13 protein-coding genes are annotated in these 14,983 nt (G+C 73.0%); 1 reads left to right on the top strand and 12 read right to left on the bottom strand.

Annotation, left to right across the window (positions count from 1 at the left end):
• Positions 1-3 precede the first annotated feature (3 nt).
• The 7 genes from KC207_RS15100 to KC207_RS15070 all read right to left on the bottom strand — a co-directional run bounded on the left by KC207_RS15100 (position 4) and on the right by KC207_RS15070 (position 7,892).
• Positions 4-471, bottom strand: a complete 468-nt coding sequence (locus KC207_RS15100; RefSeq protein WP_211604149.1) for a ribose-5-phosphate isomerase — start codon at positions 469-471, stop codon at positions 4-6.
• Positions 468-2,222 carry a dihydroxyacetone kinase family protein gene (locus tag KC207_RS15095; protein ID WP_211604148.1) on the bottom strand — a complete coding sequence of 585 codons (1,755 nt, stop codon included), beginning with the start codon at positions 2,220-2,222 and terminating at the stop codon, positions 468-470. The genes KC207_RS15100 and KC207_RS15095 overlap by 4 nt, the downstream gene beginning before the upstream one ends.
• 141 nt (positions 2,223-2,363) lie before the next feature.
• Entirely contained in the window at positions 2,364-3,353 is a 990-nt protein-coding gene (locus KC207_RS15090; RefSeq protein WP_211604147.1) for a D-ribose ABC transporter substrate-binding protein, read from the bottom strand.
• 79 nt (positions 3,354-3,432) lie between these two features.
• Positions 3,433-4,551 (bottom strand): ABC transporter permease, encoded by a 1,119-nt coding sequence (locus KC207_RS15085; RefSeq protein WP_211604146.1) that lies wholly within the window; start codon positions 4,549-4,551, stop codon positions 3,433-3,435.
• Entirely contained in the window at positions 4,544-6,130 is a 1,587-nt protein-coding gene (locus tag KC207_RS15080) for a sugar ABC transporter ATP-binding protein (RefSeq protein WP_211604145.1), read from the bottom strand. Before KC207_RS15080 ends, KC207_RS15085 begins: the two co-directional genes overlap by 8 nt.
• On the bottom strand, positions 6,127-6,759 hold the full coding sequence (locus tag KC207_RS15075) for a DUF2291 family protein (protein ID WP_211604144.1): 633 nt from the start codon (positions 6,757-6,759) through the stop codon (positions 6,127-6,129). Before KC207_RS15075 ends, KC207_RS15080 begins: the two co-directional genes overlap by 4 nt.
• A 68-nt stretch (positions 6,760-6,827) precedes the next feature.
• Positions 6,828-7,892, bottom strand: a complete 1,065-nt coding sequence (locus tag KC207_RS15070; RefSeq protein ID WP_211604220.1) for an alcohol dehydrogenase catalytic domain-containing protein — start codon at positions 7,890-7,892, stop codon at positions 6,828-6,830.
• Positions 7,893-8,085: 193 nt separating this feature from the next.
• Between KC207_RS15070 and KC207_RS15065 the strand changes: the two genes are divergently transcribed.
• Positions 8,086-9,063 (top strand): sugar-binding transcriptional regulator, encoded by a 978-nt coding sequence (locus KC207_RS15065; RefSeq protein WP_211604143.1) that lies wholly within the window; start codon positions 8,086-8,088, stop codon positions 9,061-9,063.
• On the opposite strand, the gene KC207_RS15060 is transcribed toward KC207_RS15065, so the two are convergent.
• The 5 genes from KC207_RS15060 to dnaK all read right to left on the bottom strand — a co-directional run bounded on the left by KC207_RS15060 (position 9,054) and on the right by dnaK (position 14,784).
• Positions 9,054-10,547, bottom strand: a complete 1,494-nt coding sequence (locus KC207_RS15060; protein ID WP_211604142.1) for an FGGY-family carbohydrate kinase — start codon at positions 10,545-10,547, stop codon at positions 9,054-9,056. The two genes, KC207_RS15065 and KC207_RS15060, sit on opposite strands and share 10 nt — an antisense overlap.
• A 73-nt stretch (positions 10,548-10,620) precedes the next feature.
• Positions 10,621-11,076 (bottom strand): heat shock protein transcriptional repressor HspR, encoded by a 456-nt coding sequence (locus KC207_RS15055; RefSeq protein ID WP_211604141.1) that lies wholly within the window; start codon positions 11,074-11,076, stop codon positions 10,621-10,623.
• A gap of 14 nt (positions 11,077-11,090) precedes the next feature.
• Entirely contained in the window at positions 11,091-12,146 is a 1,056-nt protein-coding gene (locus tag KC207_RS15050; protein ID WP_211604140.1) for a DnaJ C-terminal domain-containing protein, read from the bottom strand.
• A 74-nt stretch (positions 12,147-12,220) separates the two neighbouring features.
• Positions 12,221-12,883: a nucleotide exchange factor GrpE gene (gene grpE, locus KC207_RS15045; protein WP_211604139.1), complete on the bottom strand. Its 663-nt coding sequence runs from the start codon at positions 12,881-12,883 to the stop codon at positions 12,221-12,223.
• Positions 12,880-14,784 (bottom strand): molecular chaperone DnaK, encoded by a 1,905-nt coding sequence (gene dnaK, locus KC207_RS15040; protein WP_211604138.1) that lies wholly within the window; start codon positions 14,782-14,784, stop codon positions 12,880-12,882. The genes grpE and dnaK overlap by 4 nt, the downstream gene beginning before the upstream one ends.
• Positions 14,785-14,983 lie beyond the last annotated feature (199 nt).

Below are 14,983 nucleotides of genomic sequence, written 5' to 3'. Positions count from 1 at the left end.
GGGTCAGCAGCCCTCGTAGGCGCTGATGACCGCCACCTTGTCCTTCGAGGGCGACGACGGGTCGAAGGTGTAGCCGATCCACTCCGAGGCGAGCCGCCGCGCGAGCTGCAGGCCGACGACCCGCTGGCCCATCGTGAGGACCTGGCAGTCGTTGGACAGGATCGAGCGCTCGACGCTGAACGAGTCGTGCCCGACCGTGGCCCGGATCCCCGGCACCTTGTTCGCCGCGATGGCGACACCGATCCCGGTGCCGCACACGAGGATGGCCCGGTCGGCCTTCCCGTCGCGGATGGCCTCCGCGGCGCGGATGCCGACCGACCCGTAGGTCTCGGACTCCTTGTCGTCGGCCGGGACGCCGAGGTCCTCGACGGACGCCACCCTCGGGTCGTCCTTCAGGTCGGCGAGGATCGCCTCCTTGTACTCGAACCCCGCGACGTCACCGCCGACGAGGAGCCGGATGCCCGTGCTCATGCGCTGCTCCCTTCGCTCACGCCCGCGGGCTCTCCCGCGAGCACCTGTCCGACGGCGCCGACGACGAGGGCCATCGACACCGCTCCCGCGTCGGGGGTCCCGACGCTGCGCTCGGCGAGCGGACGCGCCCGCCCGAGCCGGGGGGTGAGGTCGGCCGTCGCGCGGGCGGCCTCGTCGGCGACGCGGGCCGCGGCCGGCCAGGCGGTCGCGAGTCCCTCCCCCGCGTCGACCCGCTCGCGCAGGTCGGCGACGAAGGGGACGAGCGCGTCGACGAGGGTCTTGTCCCCCACCTGCGCACCGCCGGCGGCCTGCACGGCGTCGCAGCCGCGGGCCACGGCGGCGGCGGCGGACGCGGCGGTCACCCGGTCCTCGTCACCGAGCCCGGCACCGACACCGGAGAGGAGGATCCCCCAGAGGATCCCGCTCGTGCCGCCGGCCTTGTCGCCGAACGCGTCCGCCGCCGCGGCGAGCACCGAGCCGGCCCCTCCCCCGGCGTCGGCCGCCGCGTGCGCCGCCTCTTGGGCCGCGCGTGTGCCCCGCGCCATCCCGAGGCCGTGGTCGCCGTCGCCGGCGACCGCGTCGATCCGGCCGAGCTCGTCCTCGTGCTCGAGGACGGTGGCCGTCATCGCGTCGACCGCGGCGAGCACACGCGGCACGGCGGCCAGCGACTCCTCGCTCGCCGGGGTCCGCTGCTCGGTCTCCTCGCTCGCCTCGTCGACCTCGACGGCCTCGTACGTCGGCAGGTCCCCGACGTCGCCACGGCGGAAGGCCGGGGTGTCCGCGGGGGCGACCCACAGCTCCTCGAGCCCGCCGTCGAGCCACGTCAGCGACAACGAGCAGCCGGCCATGTCGAGACTCGTCACGAGCTCGCCGACCTCGGGCTGGACGATCTCGACCCCGGCCTCCTCGAGGAGCCGGGCGACGTGGCCGTACAGGACGAACAGCTCCTCGTACTTCGTCGCCCCGAGTCCGTTGACGAGCACGGCCGCCCGCCCGGAGGCGTCCTGCGGGCGCTCCTCGAGCACCCGCTCGACGAGGGCGGCGGCGAGGTCGGGTGCCGGCATCCACGGGGCGGAGGAGATGCCCGGCTCGCCGTGGATCCCGAGGCCGAAGTCCATCCGGCCCTGCTCGACGTGGAAGAGCGCGTCGTCGCTGCCCGGCAGGGTGCAGCCGTCGAAGGCGACGCCGTAGGAGTACGTGCGGTCGTTCGCGAGCCGCATGAGGCGCTCGACCTCGTCGAGGGGGTCGCCCCGCTCGGCGGAGGCCCCGCCGACCTTGTAGACCGTGAACGTCCCGGCGATCCCGCGCCGGGCGTCCTTCTCCGCGAGCGGCGCGGACGCGACGTCGTCGGTGACGTAGACGACCCGGGTGTCGATGCCTTCCTCGACGAGCCGCTTCTGCGCGGCGCCGAAGTTGAGCCGGTCCCCGGCGTAGTTGCCGAACGCGAGGACGACTCCACCCCCGCCGGACGCCGCACGGGCGACCCGGTAGACCTGCTCGGTCGAGGGGGAGGTGAAGACGTCACCGAGGACGCAGCCGTCGGCGAAGCCGGTGCCGGTGACACCGGAGTACGAGGGGTAGTGCCCGGAGCCGCCGCCGACGACGAGGCTCACCTTGCCCGCACCGGGGCCGGAGCGCCGGACGAACCCCGAGGCGTTCGGGACCCGGCGGACGTAGCGGCCGTACGCCTGCGCGAAGCCGGCGACGACCTCCTCCTTGAACCGCGCCGGGTCGTCGTGGACGTGGGTCATCGGGGACCTCCGAGAGGGTCTGGGTGCGGCGGTGCCGCGGGGACGGGACGCGGGTGCTCCCGCGGGGGTCGGGTGGTGCGGGTGGCCGGCGCCGCGCCGCGCGGGCGCCGGCCCCCCGGGTCGGGGTGCGGTGGGTGCCGCTCAGCCGCCCATGACGAAGTTGTCGAGCTGCCCGACGTTGTCCTCGGTGATGAGGATGCAGTCGATGGCCTGCTTCTCCGTCGAGGCGCCGGTCTCACCGTCGGTGAGGAAGGCGTCGGCCTGCTGCACGGCGAGCGTCGTGCCGTCGACGATGGGCTGGAGGACGGTCGCGACCATCTCGCCCGCCTCGACCGCGGCCGCGGCGTCCGGGTTGCCGTCGAAGCCGAGGACCGTCACCTGGTCGAGCTTCCCGGCGTCCTTGAGGGCCTGGATCGCGCCGAGCGCCATCTCGTCGTTGCCGGAGACGACCCCGACGATGTCCGGGTGGGCCCGGAGCATGATCTCCATCTTCGCCTTGCCCTCGGCACGGTCCCAGTTCGCGGTCTCCTGCTGCACGAGCTCGAGGTCCGGGTACTGGGCGAGCACCTCGGCGTAGCCGTCGGAGCGCACCTGGGCGTTGTTGTCGGTCGGGTTGCCGAAGAGCTCGACGTACTTGCCCTCGCCGCCGACCGCCTCGACCCACGCCTCGGCGCCGATCGTGGCTCCCTGGGCGTTGTTCGAGACGATCTGGCTCTTGGCGATCCCCTGCTCGGAGATCTCGGCGTTGACGAGGAAGACGGGGATGCCGGCGTCGGTCGCCTTCTGGACGGCGCCGACCGACTCGTCGGCCCCGGCCGGGTCGAGGATGATCGCGTCGACCTGCTTGGAGATCGCGCCGTCGATGAACTGGTTCTGCCGGTCGGCGTCGTTGTTGTGCGCGTCGACCGTCGTCTCGTAGCCGAGCTTCTCGGCCTCGGCGACCGCGGTGTCGACCTCGGCCTTCCAGTACGGGTTCGACGGGTCGACGGTGATGACGGCGATCGTGCCGCCCCCGCCGCCGCCCTCGTCACCGGAGGCTCCGGCGGAGGTGTCGGCGTCGGAGGAGCCGCAGGCGGCGAGCGCGATCGAGCCGACGAGCGCGACCGTCGCCTTCGTGAGCGTGCGGAACATGGTGGTCCTTTCGGGAAGGGTGGTGCGGTGGGTGCACCCGGTGGCCGCCGCGCCCTCACCGACGCGGGCGGCCACCGGGTCAGGCGGGACTCGGGGAGCCCGGCCGGTTCGTGGACGCGGCGACCTTGCGGAGGGCGCGCCGCTTCTGGAAGGACTGCTGGAGCTGGTCGACGGCGACGGCGAGGATGATGACCGCGCCCTTGATGACCTGCTGCCAGAAGACCGAGACGCCGACGAGGACGAGACCGTCGACGAGGAAGCCGATGACGAACGCGCCGATGAGCGTGCCGCGGATGGTGCCGCGCCCGCCGGAGAGGGCGGCGCCGCCGATGACGACCGCGGCGATGGCGTTGAGCTCGTAGAACTCGCCGGCCCGGGGCGTCGCCGCCGGGAGGTCCGCGGTGAGCAGGAGACCGACCGTGGCGGCGCAGAAGCCGGACATGACGTAGACGAGGGTCTGGACCTTCTTCACCGGGACGCCGGACAGCTCCGCCGCCCGTTCGTTGCCGCCGGTCGCGTAGAGCCAGCGGCCGAACGCGGTCCGGTTGAGCAGGAGGGAGAAGCCGACGGCGAAGACGACCATGAACCACACGGGCATCGGGATGCCGAGCGGGGCGCTCGCGAGGAAGGTGACGAAGCCGGTGTTGCCGAGGCCCTCCTCGCCCTGGAGGGCGGTGAAGGTCTCGCCGTTCGTGATGAGCAGCGCGATCCCGCGGGCGACGTAGAGCATCCCGAGGGTCGCGATGAACGGGGCGACGTTGAGCTTGGAGACGAGCAGGCCGTTGACGTACCCGACGAGGGCGCCGAGGGCGACCGCGCCGATGATGACGACCCACACCGGCGGGTAGGCGACGAGCTGGGTGATCGGCATGTCCCAGCCCTGGAGCAGGTAGCCGGCGATGACCCCGGACAGTCCGACGGTCGAGCCGACCGACAGGTCGATGCCGCCGTTGAGGATGACCATGAGCATCCCGATCGCCAGGATCGCGTTCATCGCGACGTGGCGCGTCATGAGGATGAGGTTGTCCGGCTGGAGGTAGTTCGGCGACAGCGACGCGAAGATCACGACGATGATCGCGAGCGCGACGAGCGCCCGGCCCTCGACGAGGACGTTGCCGAGGTTGATCCGGCGGCGGCGGGGCTCCTGCGGCGGCGGCGCCGGGCGGGTCTCCCGCTCGGGGGCGAGGGTGTCACTCACGGTGCTGCTCCTTGGTGTGGTGGACGTCGGCGCCGGTCTCGCCGGCGGCGGCCATGACTTCTTCACGGGTGCAGGTGCGCGGGTCGAACTCGCGGACGACCCGACCCTTGGACATGACGACGACGCGGTGGGCGGCGCTCAGCGCCTCGCCGATCTCCGACGTCACGTAGAGGACGGCGAGCCCGCGGGCGGCCTCGCGGAAGAGGAGGCTGAAGATCTCCCCCTTGGCCCCCACGTCGATCCCGCGGGTGGGCTCGTCGAGGAGCAGCACCCTGGGGTCGGTGAGGAGCATCTTGCCGATGACGACCTTCTGCTGGTTGCCGCCGGACAGCGAGGTGATGAGCGCCTCCGGGCCGGCCGTCTTGACCCGCACGTCGCGGATCTGGTCCTCGATCCCGCCGCGCTCGTGCTTGCGGGAGACCAGCCCCCGCCTCACCGAGCCGAGCAGGCTGGCGAGCGAGAGGTTCTGGCCGACGGTCATGAGCTGGACGAGCCCGTCGCGCTGCCGGTCCTCCGGGACGAGCCCGATACCGAGCTCGATCCGCTGCTGGATGGAGTACGGCGCGAGGTCGGTGTCGCCGAGCAGGGCCCGGCCGGTGGCGAACGGCTCGCGACCCGAGAGGGCCTCCATGAGCTCGGTCCGGCCGGCCCCCATGAGGCCGTAGAGGGCGACGATCTCGCCCTCGCGGACGTCGAGGGAGACCCCGTCGACGGCGAGGCGGCCGCCGCCCTCCTGGTCGACGACGCGCACGTCCTCGATCCGCAGCGCGACGTCGCCGTAGTCGCGCGAGGCGTCCCGGAAGTCGTAGTCCGCCTCGCGGCCGACCATCGCCGAGACGACCCACGGGAGGGTGAGGCCCTCGGCGTCCCGGTCGGCGACGAGGTCGCCGTCGCGGAAGACGACGGCGTGGTCGGCGACCTCGATGGCCTCCTCGAGGTGGTGCGAGATGTAGACGATCGCGACCCCGGAGGCGGTGAGGTCGTCGATGACCTTGAAGAGGACCTCGACCTCGGCCGAGGACAGGGCCGACGTCGGCTCGTCCATGATGAGGATGCGGGCGTCCGCCGCGAGGGCGCGGGCGATCTCGACGATCTGCTGCTGCCCGAGCCGCAGGTCGGCGACGAGGGTGTCCGGCGAGATCTCCTCCTCGAGCCGCGCCATGAGCCCGCGGGTGATCTCCGCCTCCCGCCCGTAGTCGATGCCGCGGGCGGTCCGCAGCTCGCGGCCGATGAAGATGTTGTCGCGGACGTTGAGGTTGGGGCAGAGGTTGAGCTCCTGGTGGATGATCGCGATGCCCCGGTCGACGGCGTCGGTCGTCGACGCGAGGGTCACCGGCTCGCCGTCGAGCTCGAGGACGCCGCCGGTCGGCTGCTCGACCCCGGAGAGGATCTTCATGAGCGTCGACTTGCCGGCACCGTTCTCCCCGAAGAGGACGGTGACCTTGCCGCGCCGGACGTCGAAGTTGACCCCCTTGAGCGCGCGGGTCACCCCGTAGGTCTTCGTGATGTCGACGGCCCGCAGGACGACGTCGCCCTCGTGCGCGGCGGCCTCGGTGGGCGTCTCGGTGACGGCGGTCACGACGTGGCCTGCAGGACGACGGGCTGGACGAGGTAGGAGCCCTCGGGGCCGCCGGTCGCGAAGGCACCGACGACGGAGACCTCCTGACCCTCGAGCGACGCCGGGTCGGCGGCCCCGACGACCTCGTCGGCGATGACGAGCTTCAGCTCGTTGGCGACGTTCTGGAAGTCGGTCTGGCCGGGGAAGTCCCCGAAGGTCATGAAGCCCGTTGCGTCGCGCACCGGGGTCCCGCTCACGGCGTTCCCGATGGGGATGCGGACGGTGTCGCCGTCTGGGACGCCCTCGACGTCGACCTCCATGAACCGGTCGTCGACGCTCGTCACCGTGCCGGTGAACGAGACCGGGACGGCGAACTTGCCGCTGCCGACGGCGACGCCGAACTGCTCACCGCCGGCCTGCGGGTCGGCGTCGACCGCCTCGGCGACGGTCGCGAGGTCGGTGGCCTCCGCCGTGAGGGTCTCGACGACCTGCGGGAAGTTCTCCTGGACGTAGACGGGCGCCTCGAACTGCTGCGGCCGCAGGGCCTCGGCCTCCTCGGGCGTGACGAACTTCGTCGAGACGACCATCGCGACGAGGAGGAGGACGGCGGCGCCGAGCAGGACGAGCGGCCGGCGACGGGTGCGGGTCATCCGGGGGCTCCTCTGCGACGGGGGGCGGTCGGCGGCCGGTGCCGCCGGGGCGGGGGCGGGTGCGGTGCTCATCCGGGGATCAGCGAGACCTTGATCGACTCGGCGCCCGAGGCGACGAGGTCGAGCCCGCGCTGGAACTCGGCGAGCGGCAGCTGGTGGGTGCAGATGTCGTCCATCGGCAGCCGGCCGGACTCGATGAGGCGGATCGCGGCGGGCCAGCAGCCCGGACCGAGGTGCGCGCCGAGGACGTCGAGCTCCTTGTCGTCGCTGATGATCGACCAGTCGACGGAGACGTCGTCCTTGAAGACGGAGTACTCGACGAACCGGCCGAGCTTGCGGAGCAGGTTGAGGCCCTGGAGCACCGCGGACGGGTGGCCGGTCCCCTCGAGGTAGACGTCGGCGCCGTAGCCGCCGGTCATCGCCTTCACCTCGGCGACGGCGTCGGTGTCGGCGATGTTGATGGCGCGGGTGGCACCGGTCCGCAGCGCGAGGTCGAGCTTGCGGGGGTCCATGTCGAGGGCGACGATCTCGGCGGGGAACTTCGCGGCGGCGCCGGCGATCATCCCGAGGCCGATCGGGCCACAGCCGGCGACGACGACGACGTCGTCGAAGCGGATGGCCGCCCGCTCGACGGCGTGCAGCGCGCAGGACAGCGGCTCGGCGAAGGCGGCGTGGGCCGGCGGGAGGTCCTTGCTGATCCGGTGCACGAGCGCCTCGACCGGGAAGACCATGTACGAGGCCATGCCGCCGGGGTTGCGGCGCTTGAAGCCGAACATGTCGTGCGGGGCGCACATGTGGTAGTTCCCGGTGTCGCAGTAGCGGCAGTCCCAGCAGGGGACGATCTGCTCGGCGACGACCCGGTCCCCGACCTCGACCGACCAGCGGGCGCGGGCGGCGTCGTCGAGCTGCACGACCGTCCCGGTGAACTCGTGGCCCGGGACGACCTCGGTCTCGGCCCAGGCGGGGCGGTTCTCGTCGCCCCAGAACTTCGCGGCCCCGTGGTACGCCTTCAGGTCGCTCGCGCAGATGCCGACCGCCTCGACGCGGACGAGGGCCTCGCCCGGGCCGGGGGTCGGGACCGGCAGCTCCTCGAGGCGGTAGTCGCGCGGACCGTGGCAGACGACGGCCTGCATGGTCGTCGGCACATCGGTTCCGGGTGTCGTCGTCGCCGTGTCCGTCACGGAAGACCTCCATTGGTCCGGCGCTGCGTCGCGCCGTCGAGCGGGTGGGTGCGGACCAACCGTACGAGCGCTCCGCACTTTTGTCCAGAACATTTTTTCAGACGGCCGATCCGGCATACTCGGCCCGGACGAGAGGAGGGCCGTCATGGCGCCGTCGCGGCAGGAGCCCGACACCGACACCTCGGCCGGTCGCTTCCCGGCCGACCTGCTCTACCGGGCGGCCCGGATGTACTACCTCGAGGACGCGAACCAGGCGCAGGTCGCGGCCGCCCTCGGCACGAGCCGCCCGACGGTGAGCCGGCTGCTCTCCGAGGCCCGGGCCCGCGGCATCGTCCACATCGAGGTCCGCGAGCCGGAGCCGCTCGTCACCGCCGACCTCGCCGAGCGGCTCGCGGCACGCCTCGGCCTGTCCCGCGCCTGGGTGACCCCACCGGTCGGCGCCTCGGGGACCGGGTCGGTCCTCGCCCCCGCCGTCGGCGAGGCGCTCGCCGCGGCCGGGCTGCGGGCCGGGGACGCCCTCCTCGTGTCGTCCGGGGCGACCGTCCACGGCGTCGCCCAGCACGCCCTGACGCCGCTGCCCGGTGTCCTCGTCGCCCCCGTCGTCGGCGGGTCGGACGAGCCGGAGGAGTACTACCAGACGAACGAGATCACCCGGCAGGTCGCGGCGCGCGTCGGCGGCTCGCCGCAGTTCCTCTACGCCCCCGCGATGCCGGGCCCCGAGCTGTCCACCCTCCTGCGGGGCGACGCGACGATCCGCCGCGTCACCGACCTGTGGGCGTCCGCCTCGGCCGCCGTCATCGGCATCGGCGCCCCGCCGAGCAGCCGGACGTCGCTGCCGAGCGTCCTCCCCGGCGGCAGCGCCGGGCTCGCCTCGGCCGTCGGCGACGTCTGCTCCCGCCCCTTCACCGAGGACGGCACCCCGCTCGACTTCCCGGGCAGCGACCGGCTGCTCGCGATGGAGCTCGAGGACCTGCGCCGGGTCCCGCACGCGATCGGGGTCGCGGTCGGCGCGATCAAGACCTCCGGCATCCTCGCCGCGGTCCGGGCGCGCTACGTCACCGAGCTCGTGACCGACGCCCCGACGGCCACCGCCCTCCTCGCCCGGACCGGCGCTCAGGCCTGAGCGCGGGCGACCTCGGCCAGGTCGTGCATGTGTTCCACCGTGTCGCCGTAGAGCGCGGTGAAGGTCCGGTACAGCGCGTCGTAGACCTCACGGCGCCGCTCGTCGGGCTCGACGAGCACCCCGTCGCGGGCCCAGTCGGTGTCCGGCGGGACCGCGCCGGTGCCGATCGCGGACAGCAGCGCGCTACCGTAGCTCGCCCCGATCGCCTGCTCGGGCACGACCTGGGGCCGTCCGCTCACGTCGCTCACGACCTGGGTGAGCAGGCGTGAGCGGGTGCCTCCGCCGACGGCGACGACCCGGGAGCGGGGCGCCGCGGGTCCGTCGCCCAGGTCGACGAGCTCGAGGACCTGGCGGATCCCGAGCGCGATGCCCTCGCAGGCGGCGCGCATGAGGTGCCCCCTCCCGTGCCGCAGGGTGAGACCGACCGCGACCCCGCTCGCCCGGGGGTCCTGGACCGGGGTCCGCTCCCCCGCGAAGTACGGCAGCAGCAGCAGGCCCTCGGCCCCGGCGGGGACCGCGGCGGCCTCCGCCTCGAGGTCTGGGAGGTCGGCACCGGTGAGGTCGCGGACCCACTGGACGAGCGAGCCGCTCGTCGCCGTCCCGCCCGCGAGGGTCCGGGTACCGGGGACGACACCGGCGGTGAGCCACAGGTCCGGGTGCGCGACGGGGCGGGTGACGGGCTGGACGAGGAACATCGTCGACCCGTACATGAGCATGAGGTCGCGTTCGTCCCGCACGCCGGCCGAGAACGCCTCGGCCCACGCGTCGACGGTGCCGGCCGAGACCGGGGTGCCCGCGGGGAGCCCCGTCCGCGCGGCCGCCTCGGCGCCGAGCCGGCCGACCACGTCCTGCGGCCAGACGAGCCGGGGCGGGGTCGTCCCGGGCGTCACCTCCTCGACCCAGTCGTGGGCCCAGTCGAACGCCGTGACGTCGTAGAGCGGGTCGCACTGGCTGGCCGTCTGGTGGTCGAGGACGTACTCGCCGGTGAGCCGTCCGACGAGCCAGGAGCTGAGCCCCCACCACCGCGTCGTGCGGGACCAGACCTCCGGCTCCTCCTGGCGCACCCACGCGAGCTTCGGGCCGACGGCCTGCGTCGTGAGGTCCTTGCCGCACCGTCGGCGGATCTCGGCGGCGCCGAGCCGCGCCGTGAGCGCGACGATCTGGTCGGTCGCCCGGCCGTCGATGCCGTAGAGGACGGCCGGGCGCAGCGGCACCCCGTCGTCGCCGGTCACGACGAGACAGGGCCCCATCCCGCTCACGCAGAGCCCGACGACGGTGTGGGCGCCGAGCGCCCCGGCGAGCTCGCGGCAGACCTGGGCGACCTCGTCCTCGACGGCGACGGGGTCGACCTCCGCCCGACCCGGCCACGGCATCGACACCCGGTGGCTCCGGGTCGCGGTCGCGACGACGTCGCCCGCGGCGGTCGCGGCGACGGCCTTCGTGCTGCCGGTCCCGACGTCGACGCCGACGAAGACCTCGGCCACCGGTACCTCCAGCGTCGACAGGGACGGACGGGGGTCATCCTGCCAAAGCCCCGCCCCCGGACGGTGATCGCGGTCAGCCCCGGTGGGGGCTCCACACGACGAGCGCCTGGCTGCGACCGGCCCGCGGCCGCTCGCCGAGGCGGCCGGCCCAGACGTCTCCGGTGGGGCTCACCGAGAACACCCGGGTCGAGCCGCCGTGCACTGCCCGCAGGGCGTCGACCTCGTCGGTGAGCTCGGCGACCCGCCGGCGCAGGGCGTCGACCTGGTTCTCGAGCTCGAGGATGCGCGCGACGCCGGACAGCGACACACCCTCGTCCTGGGACAGCCGCTGCACCTCCCGAAGGAGCGCGACGTCGCGGGCCGAGTAGCGCCGGCCGCCGCCCTTGGTCCGCGACGGGGTGACCAGGCCGAGCCGGTCGTACTGCCGCAGGGTCTGGGCGTGCATCCCCGCGAGCTCGGCGGCGACGGAGATGACGAACACGGGGGTGTCGTCGTCCGGGCCGAACGCGGCGACGTCGATCCTGGCCATTGCGCTGCCTCCCGTCAGGTGGCGGCCTGCTCGAACAGGGTCGCACGCGGGTCGGCGTCGCCCTCGGCGTCACGGAGGGTCTCGACCGCGTGTCGCGCCTCGTCCGAGAGCCGCTGGGGGACCACGACCTGCACCTTGGCGAGCAGGTCACCGGTCGCCTTCGCGGTCTGCACCCCCCGACCCTTGAGGCGCAGGACGCGGCCGCTCGGGGTGCCGGCGGCGACCTTGACCCGGACCGGGGTGCCGTCGAGCGTCGGCACGCTCACGGTCGCACCGAGCGCGGCCTCGGCGAAGGTCACGGGCAGGTCGACGGTGAGGTCGTCGCCCGAGCGCCCGAAGACCGGGTGCTTCCGGACGGCGACGGTGAGGATGAGGTCACCGCGGGCGGCACCGGGGTCACCCTCGGCGCCCTTGCCGCGCAGCCGGATCTTCTGGCCGTCGCGGACCCCCGCGGGGATCTTCGCGGTGACCTTGCCGCCTTCGCGGGTGCTGAGGGTGACGGTCGCGCCCTCGACGGCGTCGCGGAAGGCGAGCGTCGTGCGGGCCTGGACGTCGGCGCCCGGACGCGGGCCGCGCGAGGAGGTGAAGCCGCCGAACGGGTCGGCCCCGCCCCGGGGTCCACCGGCCCGCGGCCCGGCACCGCCGGCACCCCCGAACATCTGGGCGAGGATGTCGTTGATGTCCTCGCCGCCCTGGGCGTAGCCGCCGCCCGGACCGCCCTGGGAGAAGCGGACGCGGCTGCCGCCGCCCCCGCCGCCGAACGCGCTGAAGATGTCCTCGAAGCCGGCGTCGCCCGCGGGCCCGCCGGCCCCGGCGCGGAAGCGGGCACCGCCACCGGCCATCGACCGGACCGCGTCGTACTCCTCGCGCTGCTGCGGGTCGGACAGCACGGCGTTGGCCTCGCCGACGTCCTTGAAGCGCTGCTCGGCGCTCGGGTCGTCGGCGTTGCGGTCGGGGTGGTACTGCTTCGCGAGCTTGCGGTACGCCTTCTTGATCGCCGCGGTGTCGGCGTCCTTCGGGACGCCGAGGATGGCGTAGAAGTCCTTCTCGAACCAGTCCTGGCTGGCCATCGGCGTCTCCTCTCGGTGCCTGGGTCGGGTCGCCCTCCCCACCCCGGGGGACGGGGCGGGGGAGGGCGGCGGCGTCAGTCGGGGTCGGCGACCGCGACCCGGGCGGGCCGCAGCACGTGCTCGTTCGCACGGTAGCCCGGCTGGAGCACCGTGACGACGGTCGTCGACGTCGAGCCGGTGGGCAGCTCGTCGTCGTCCTCCGGCCACGGCGCGTGCATGAGGGCCTCGTGCTGCTGGGGGTCGAACGCCTCGCCCTTGTCGCCGAACCGCTCGAGGCCGTAGCGCCCGAGGGCGGTCTCGAGCTTGTCGGCGATGGCGGAGAACGGTCCCGTGAGGTCGCCGTGCTGACGGGCGGCGTGGATGTCGTCGAGCGTCCCGAGGAGGGAGCCGAGGACGTCGCGCACCGCGCGCTCCTGGTCGACGGCGCGGTCGCGGTCGACCCGCCGCTTGTAGTTGACGTACTCCGCCTGGAGTCGCTGGAGGTCGGCGAGCCGCTCGGCGGCCAGCACGGTGTCCGGGTGGACGTCCTCGCCCTCCGGCACCACGACCTCCTCGGCCGGGACGGCCTCGGTCGGGCCGGGCTCGGTCGTCCCCGGCTCCCCCGGGGCCGCGACGGACGGGTCCGTCGCGGCCGCCGGGTCGGCCGTGGGGGCGGGCTGGGCCGGGTCGTCGTTGACCGCCTCGGTGTTCACCGACTCCTCGGCGCGCTCCGGGTCGTTCCTCGACTGCTCGGTCACGCCTGCTCCTTGCCGTCCTTGGTCTCGTCCTCGTCCTCGACGACCTCGGCGTCGACGACGTCGTCGTCCGAGCCGGTCGCCGCGTCGCCGGTGGGCTCGTCACCGGGCACGTCGCCCGACTCGCCCTGCTCGGCCGCCGCCGCGTAGACCGCGGCCCCCATCTCCTGGGACTTGGTGTTGAGGTCGTCGATCTTGGCCTGGATGTCCTCGGTGGACGCGCCGCTGTCGGGCTTGATCGCGTCCTTGAGGGCCGTGAGGGCCTCGTCGACCGGCGCGCGGTGCTCGTCGGAGACCTTGTCGCCGGACTCGGAGAGGAACTTCTCGGTCGAGAACACGAGCGACTCACCCATGTTGCGGGCCTCGGTCTCCTCGCGCCGCTTCTTGTCCTCCTCGGCGTGGGTCTCGGCGTCCTTGACCATGCGCTCGATCTCCTCCTTCGACAGGGCGGACCCGCCGGAGATGGTGATCTTCTGCTCCTTGCCGGTGCCCCGGTCCTTCGCGGAGACGTTGACGATGCCGTTGGCGTCGATGTCGAACGTCACCTCGACCTGCGGGACCCCGCGCGGCGCCGGCGCGATGCCGGACAGCTCGAAGGTGCCGAGCGGCTTGTTCTGCTGCGCGATCTCGCGCTCGCCCTGGAAGACCTGGATGAGCACCGACGGCTGGTTGTCCTCGGCCGTCGAGAAGACCTCGCTGCGCTTGGTCGGGATCGCCGTGTTGCGCTCGATGAGCTTGGTGAACAGCCCGCCCTTGGTCTCGATGCCGAGGCTGAGCGGCGTGACGTCGATGAGGAGGACGTCCTTGCGCTCGCCCTTGAGGACACCGGCCTGGAGCGAGGCGCCGAGGGCGACGACCTCGTCCGGGTTGACGCCCTTGTTCGGCTCCTTGCCGCCGGTCATCTCCTTGACGAGGTTGCCGACCGCCGGCATGCGGGTCGAGCCGCCGACGAGGACGACGTGGTCGATCTGGTCGACCGAGACGCCGGCGTCCTTCATGACGTTCTCGAACGGCTTGCGAGTCCGGTCGAGGAGGTCCTTCGTCATCTGCTCGAACTGGGCGCGGGTCAGCGTCTCGTCGAGGTGGATCGGGCCGTTCTCGGACATCGAGAGGTACTGCAGGCCGATGTTCGTGCTGCTCGCGGAGGAGAGCTCCTTCTTCGCCTGCTCGGCCGCGTCCTTGAGCCGCTGCATCGCGATCTTGTCCTTGGACAGGTCGACGCCGCTGCTGTTCTTCACCGTCGTGAGGAGGTGCTGGACGATGCGGTCGTCCCAGTCGTCGCCACCGAGCTGGTTGTCACCCGAGGTGGCGCGGACCTGGATGGTGGAGAAGCCGTCCTCCGGGTCCTTGCCGACCTCGAGGAGGGAGACGTCGAAGGTGCCGCCACCGAGGTCGAAGACGAGGATCTGCTCGTCCTCCTTGCCCTTCTCCAGCCCGTAGGCGAGGGCGGCCGCGGTCGGCTCGTTGACGATGCGCAGGACGTTGAGGCCCGCGACCTCGCCGGCCTCCTTCGTCGCCTGACGCTCGTGGTCGTCGAAGTAGGCCGGGACGGTGATGACGGCGTCGGTGATGTCCTCGCCGAGGTAGGACTCGGCGTCGCGCTTGAGCTTCTGGAGGATGCGCGCGCTGATCTCCTGCGCGGTGTACTGCTTGCCGTCGATGTCCTCGGTCTTCCAGTCGGTGCCCATGTGGCGCTTGACCGAGCGGATGGTGCGGTCGGCGTTCGTCACGGCCTGGCGCTTGGCGATCTCGCCGACGAGCACCTCACCGCCCTTGGAGAACGCGACGACCGAGGGAGTGGTGCGACCGCCCTCGGCGTTCGCGATGATCGTGGGCTCGCCACCCTCGAGGACGGCGACGGCGCTGTTGGTCGTACCGAGGTCGATGCCGACTGCACGGGCCATGTGAGTGCTCCTTGTGTGCTGGTGGTGCGGAGTTGAGTGCTCTGCGCTCAAGGTAGATCCGGTGGCACGGGTTGCGCAAATCCGCCGGACCAAAGTTGCTGTCACCCGACTCAACCTTGCCCCGGGTGGATCCATTCCCACGACCGGCGCTGCCACCCGCCCCGTCGACGTCGGGCAACACGCAGGCGGCGGGTCCCCC

Origin of the sequence: Phycicoccus avicenniae (assembly GCF_018139485.1) — a bacterium.
In the GTDB taxonomy this organism is placed as follows: domain Bacteria; phylum Actinomycetota; class Actinomycetes; order Actinomycetales; family Dermatophilaceae; genus Phycicoccus; species Phycicoccus avicenniae.
Note: the sequence above shows the minus strand (reverse complement) of the source record. Positions and strands in the feature narration are given on the sequence as shown.

Coding starts and splice junctions, on each gene's coding strand:
- KC207_RS15090 (WP_211604147.1), bottom strand. CDS start 3,353: ATGTTCCGCACGCTCACGAAGGCGACGGTCGCGCTCGTCGGCTCGATC.
- dnaK (WP_211604138.1), bottom strand. CDS start 14,784: ATGGCCCGTGCAGTCGGCATCGACCTCGGTACGACCAACAGCGCCGTC.
- KC207_RS15070 (WP_211604220.1), bottom strand. CDS start 7,892: ATGCAGGCCGTCGTCTGCCACGGTCCGCGCGACTACCGCCTCGAGGAG.
- KC207_RS15050 (WP_211604140.1), bottom strand. CDS start 12,146: ATGGCCAGCCAGGACTGGTTCGAGAAGGACTTCTACGCCATCCTCGGC.
- KC207_RS15055 (WP_211604141.1), bottom strand. CDS start 11,076: ATGGCCAGGATCGACGTCGCCGCGTTCGGCCCGGACGACGACACCCCC.
- KC207_RS15095 (WP_211604148.1), bottom strand. CDS start 2,222: ATGACCCACGTCCACGACGACCCGGCGCGGTTCAAGGAGGAGGTCGTC.
- KC207_RS15075 (WP_211604144.1), bottom strand. CDS start 6,759: ATGACCCGCACCCGTCGCCGGCCGCTCGTCCTGCTCGGCGCCGCCGTC.
- KC207_RS15065 (WP_211604143.1), top strand. CDS start 8,086: ATGGCGCCGTCGCGGCAGGAGCCCGACACCGACACCTCGGCCGGTCGC.
- KC207_RS15100 (WP_211604149.1), bottom strand. CDS start 471: ATGAGCACGGGCATCCGGCTCCTCGTCGGCGGTGACGTCGCGGGGTTC.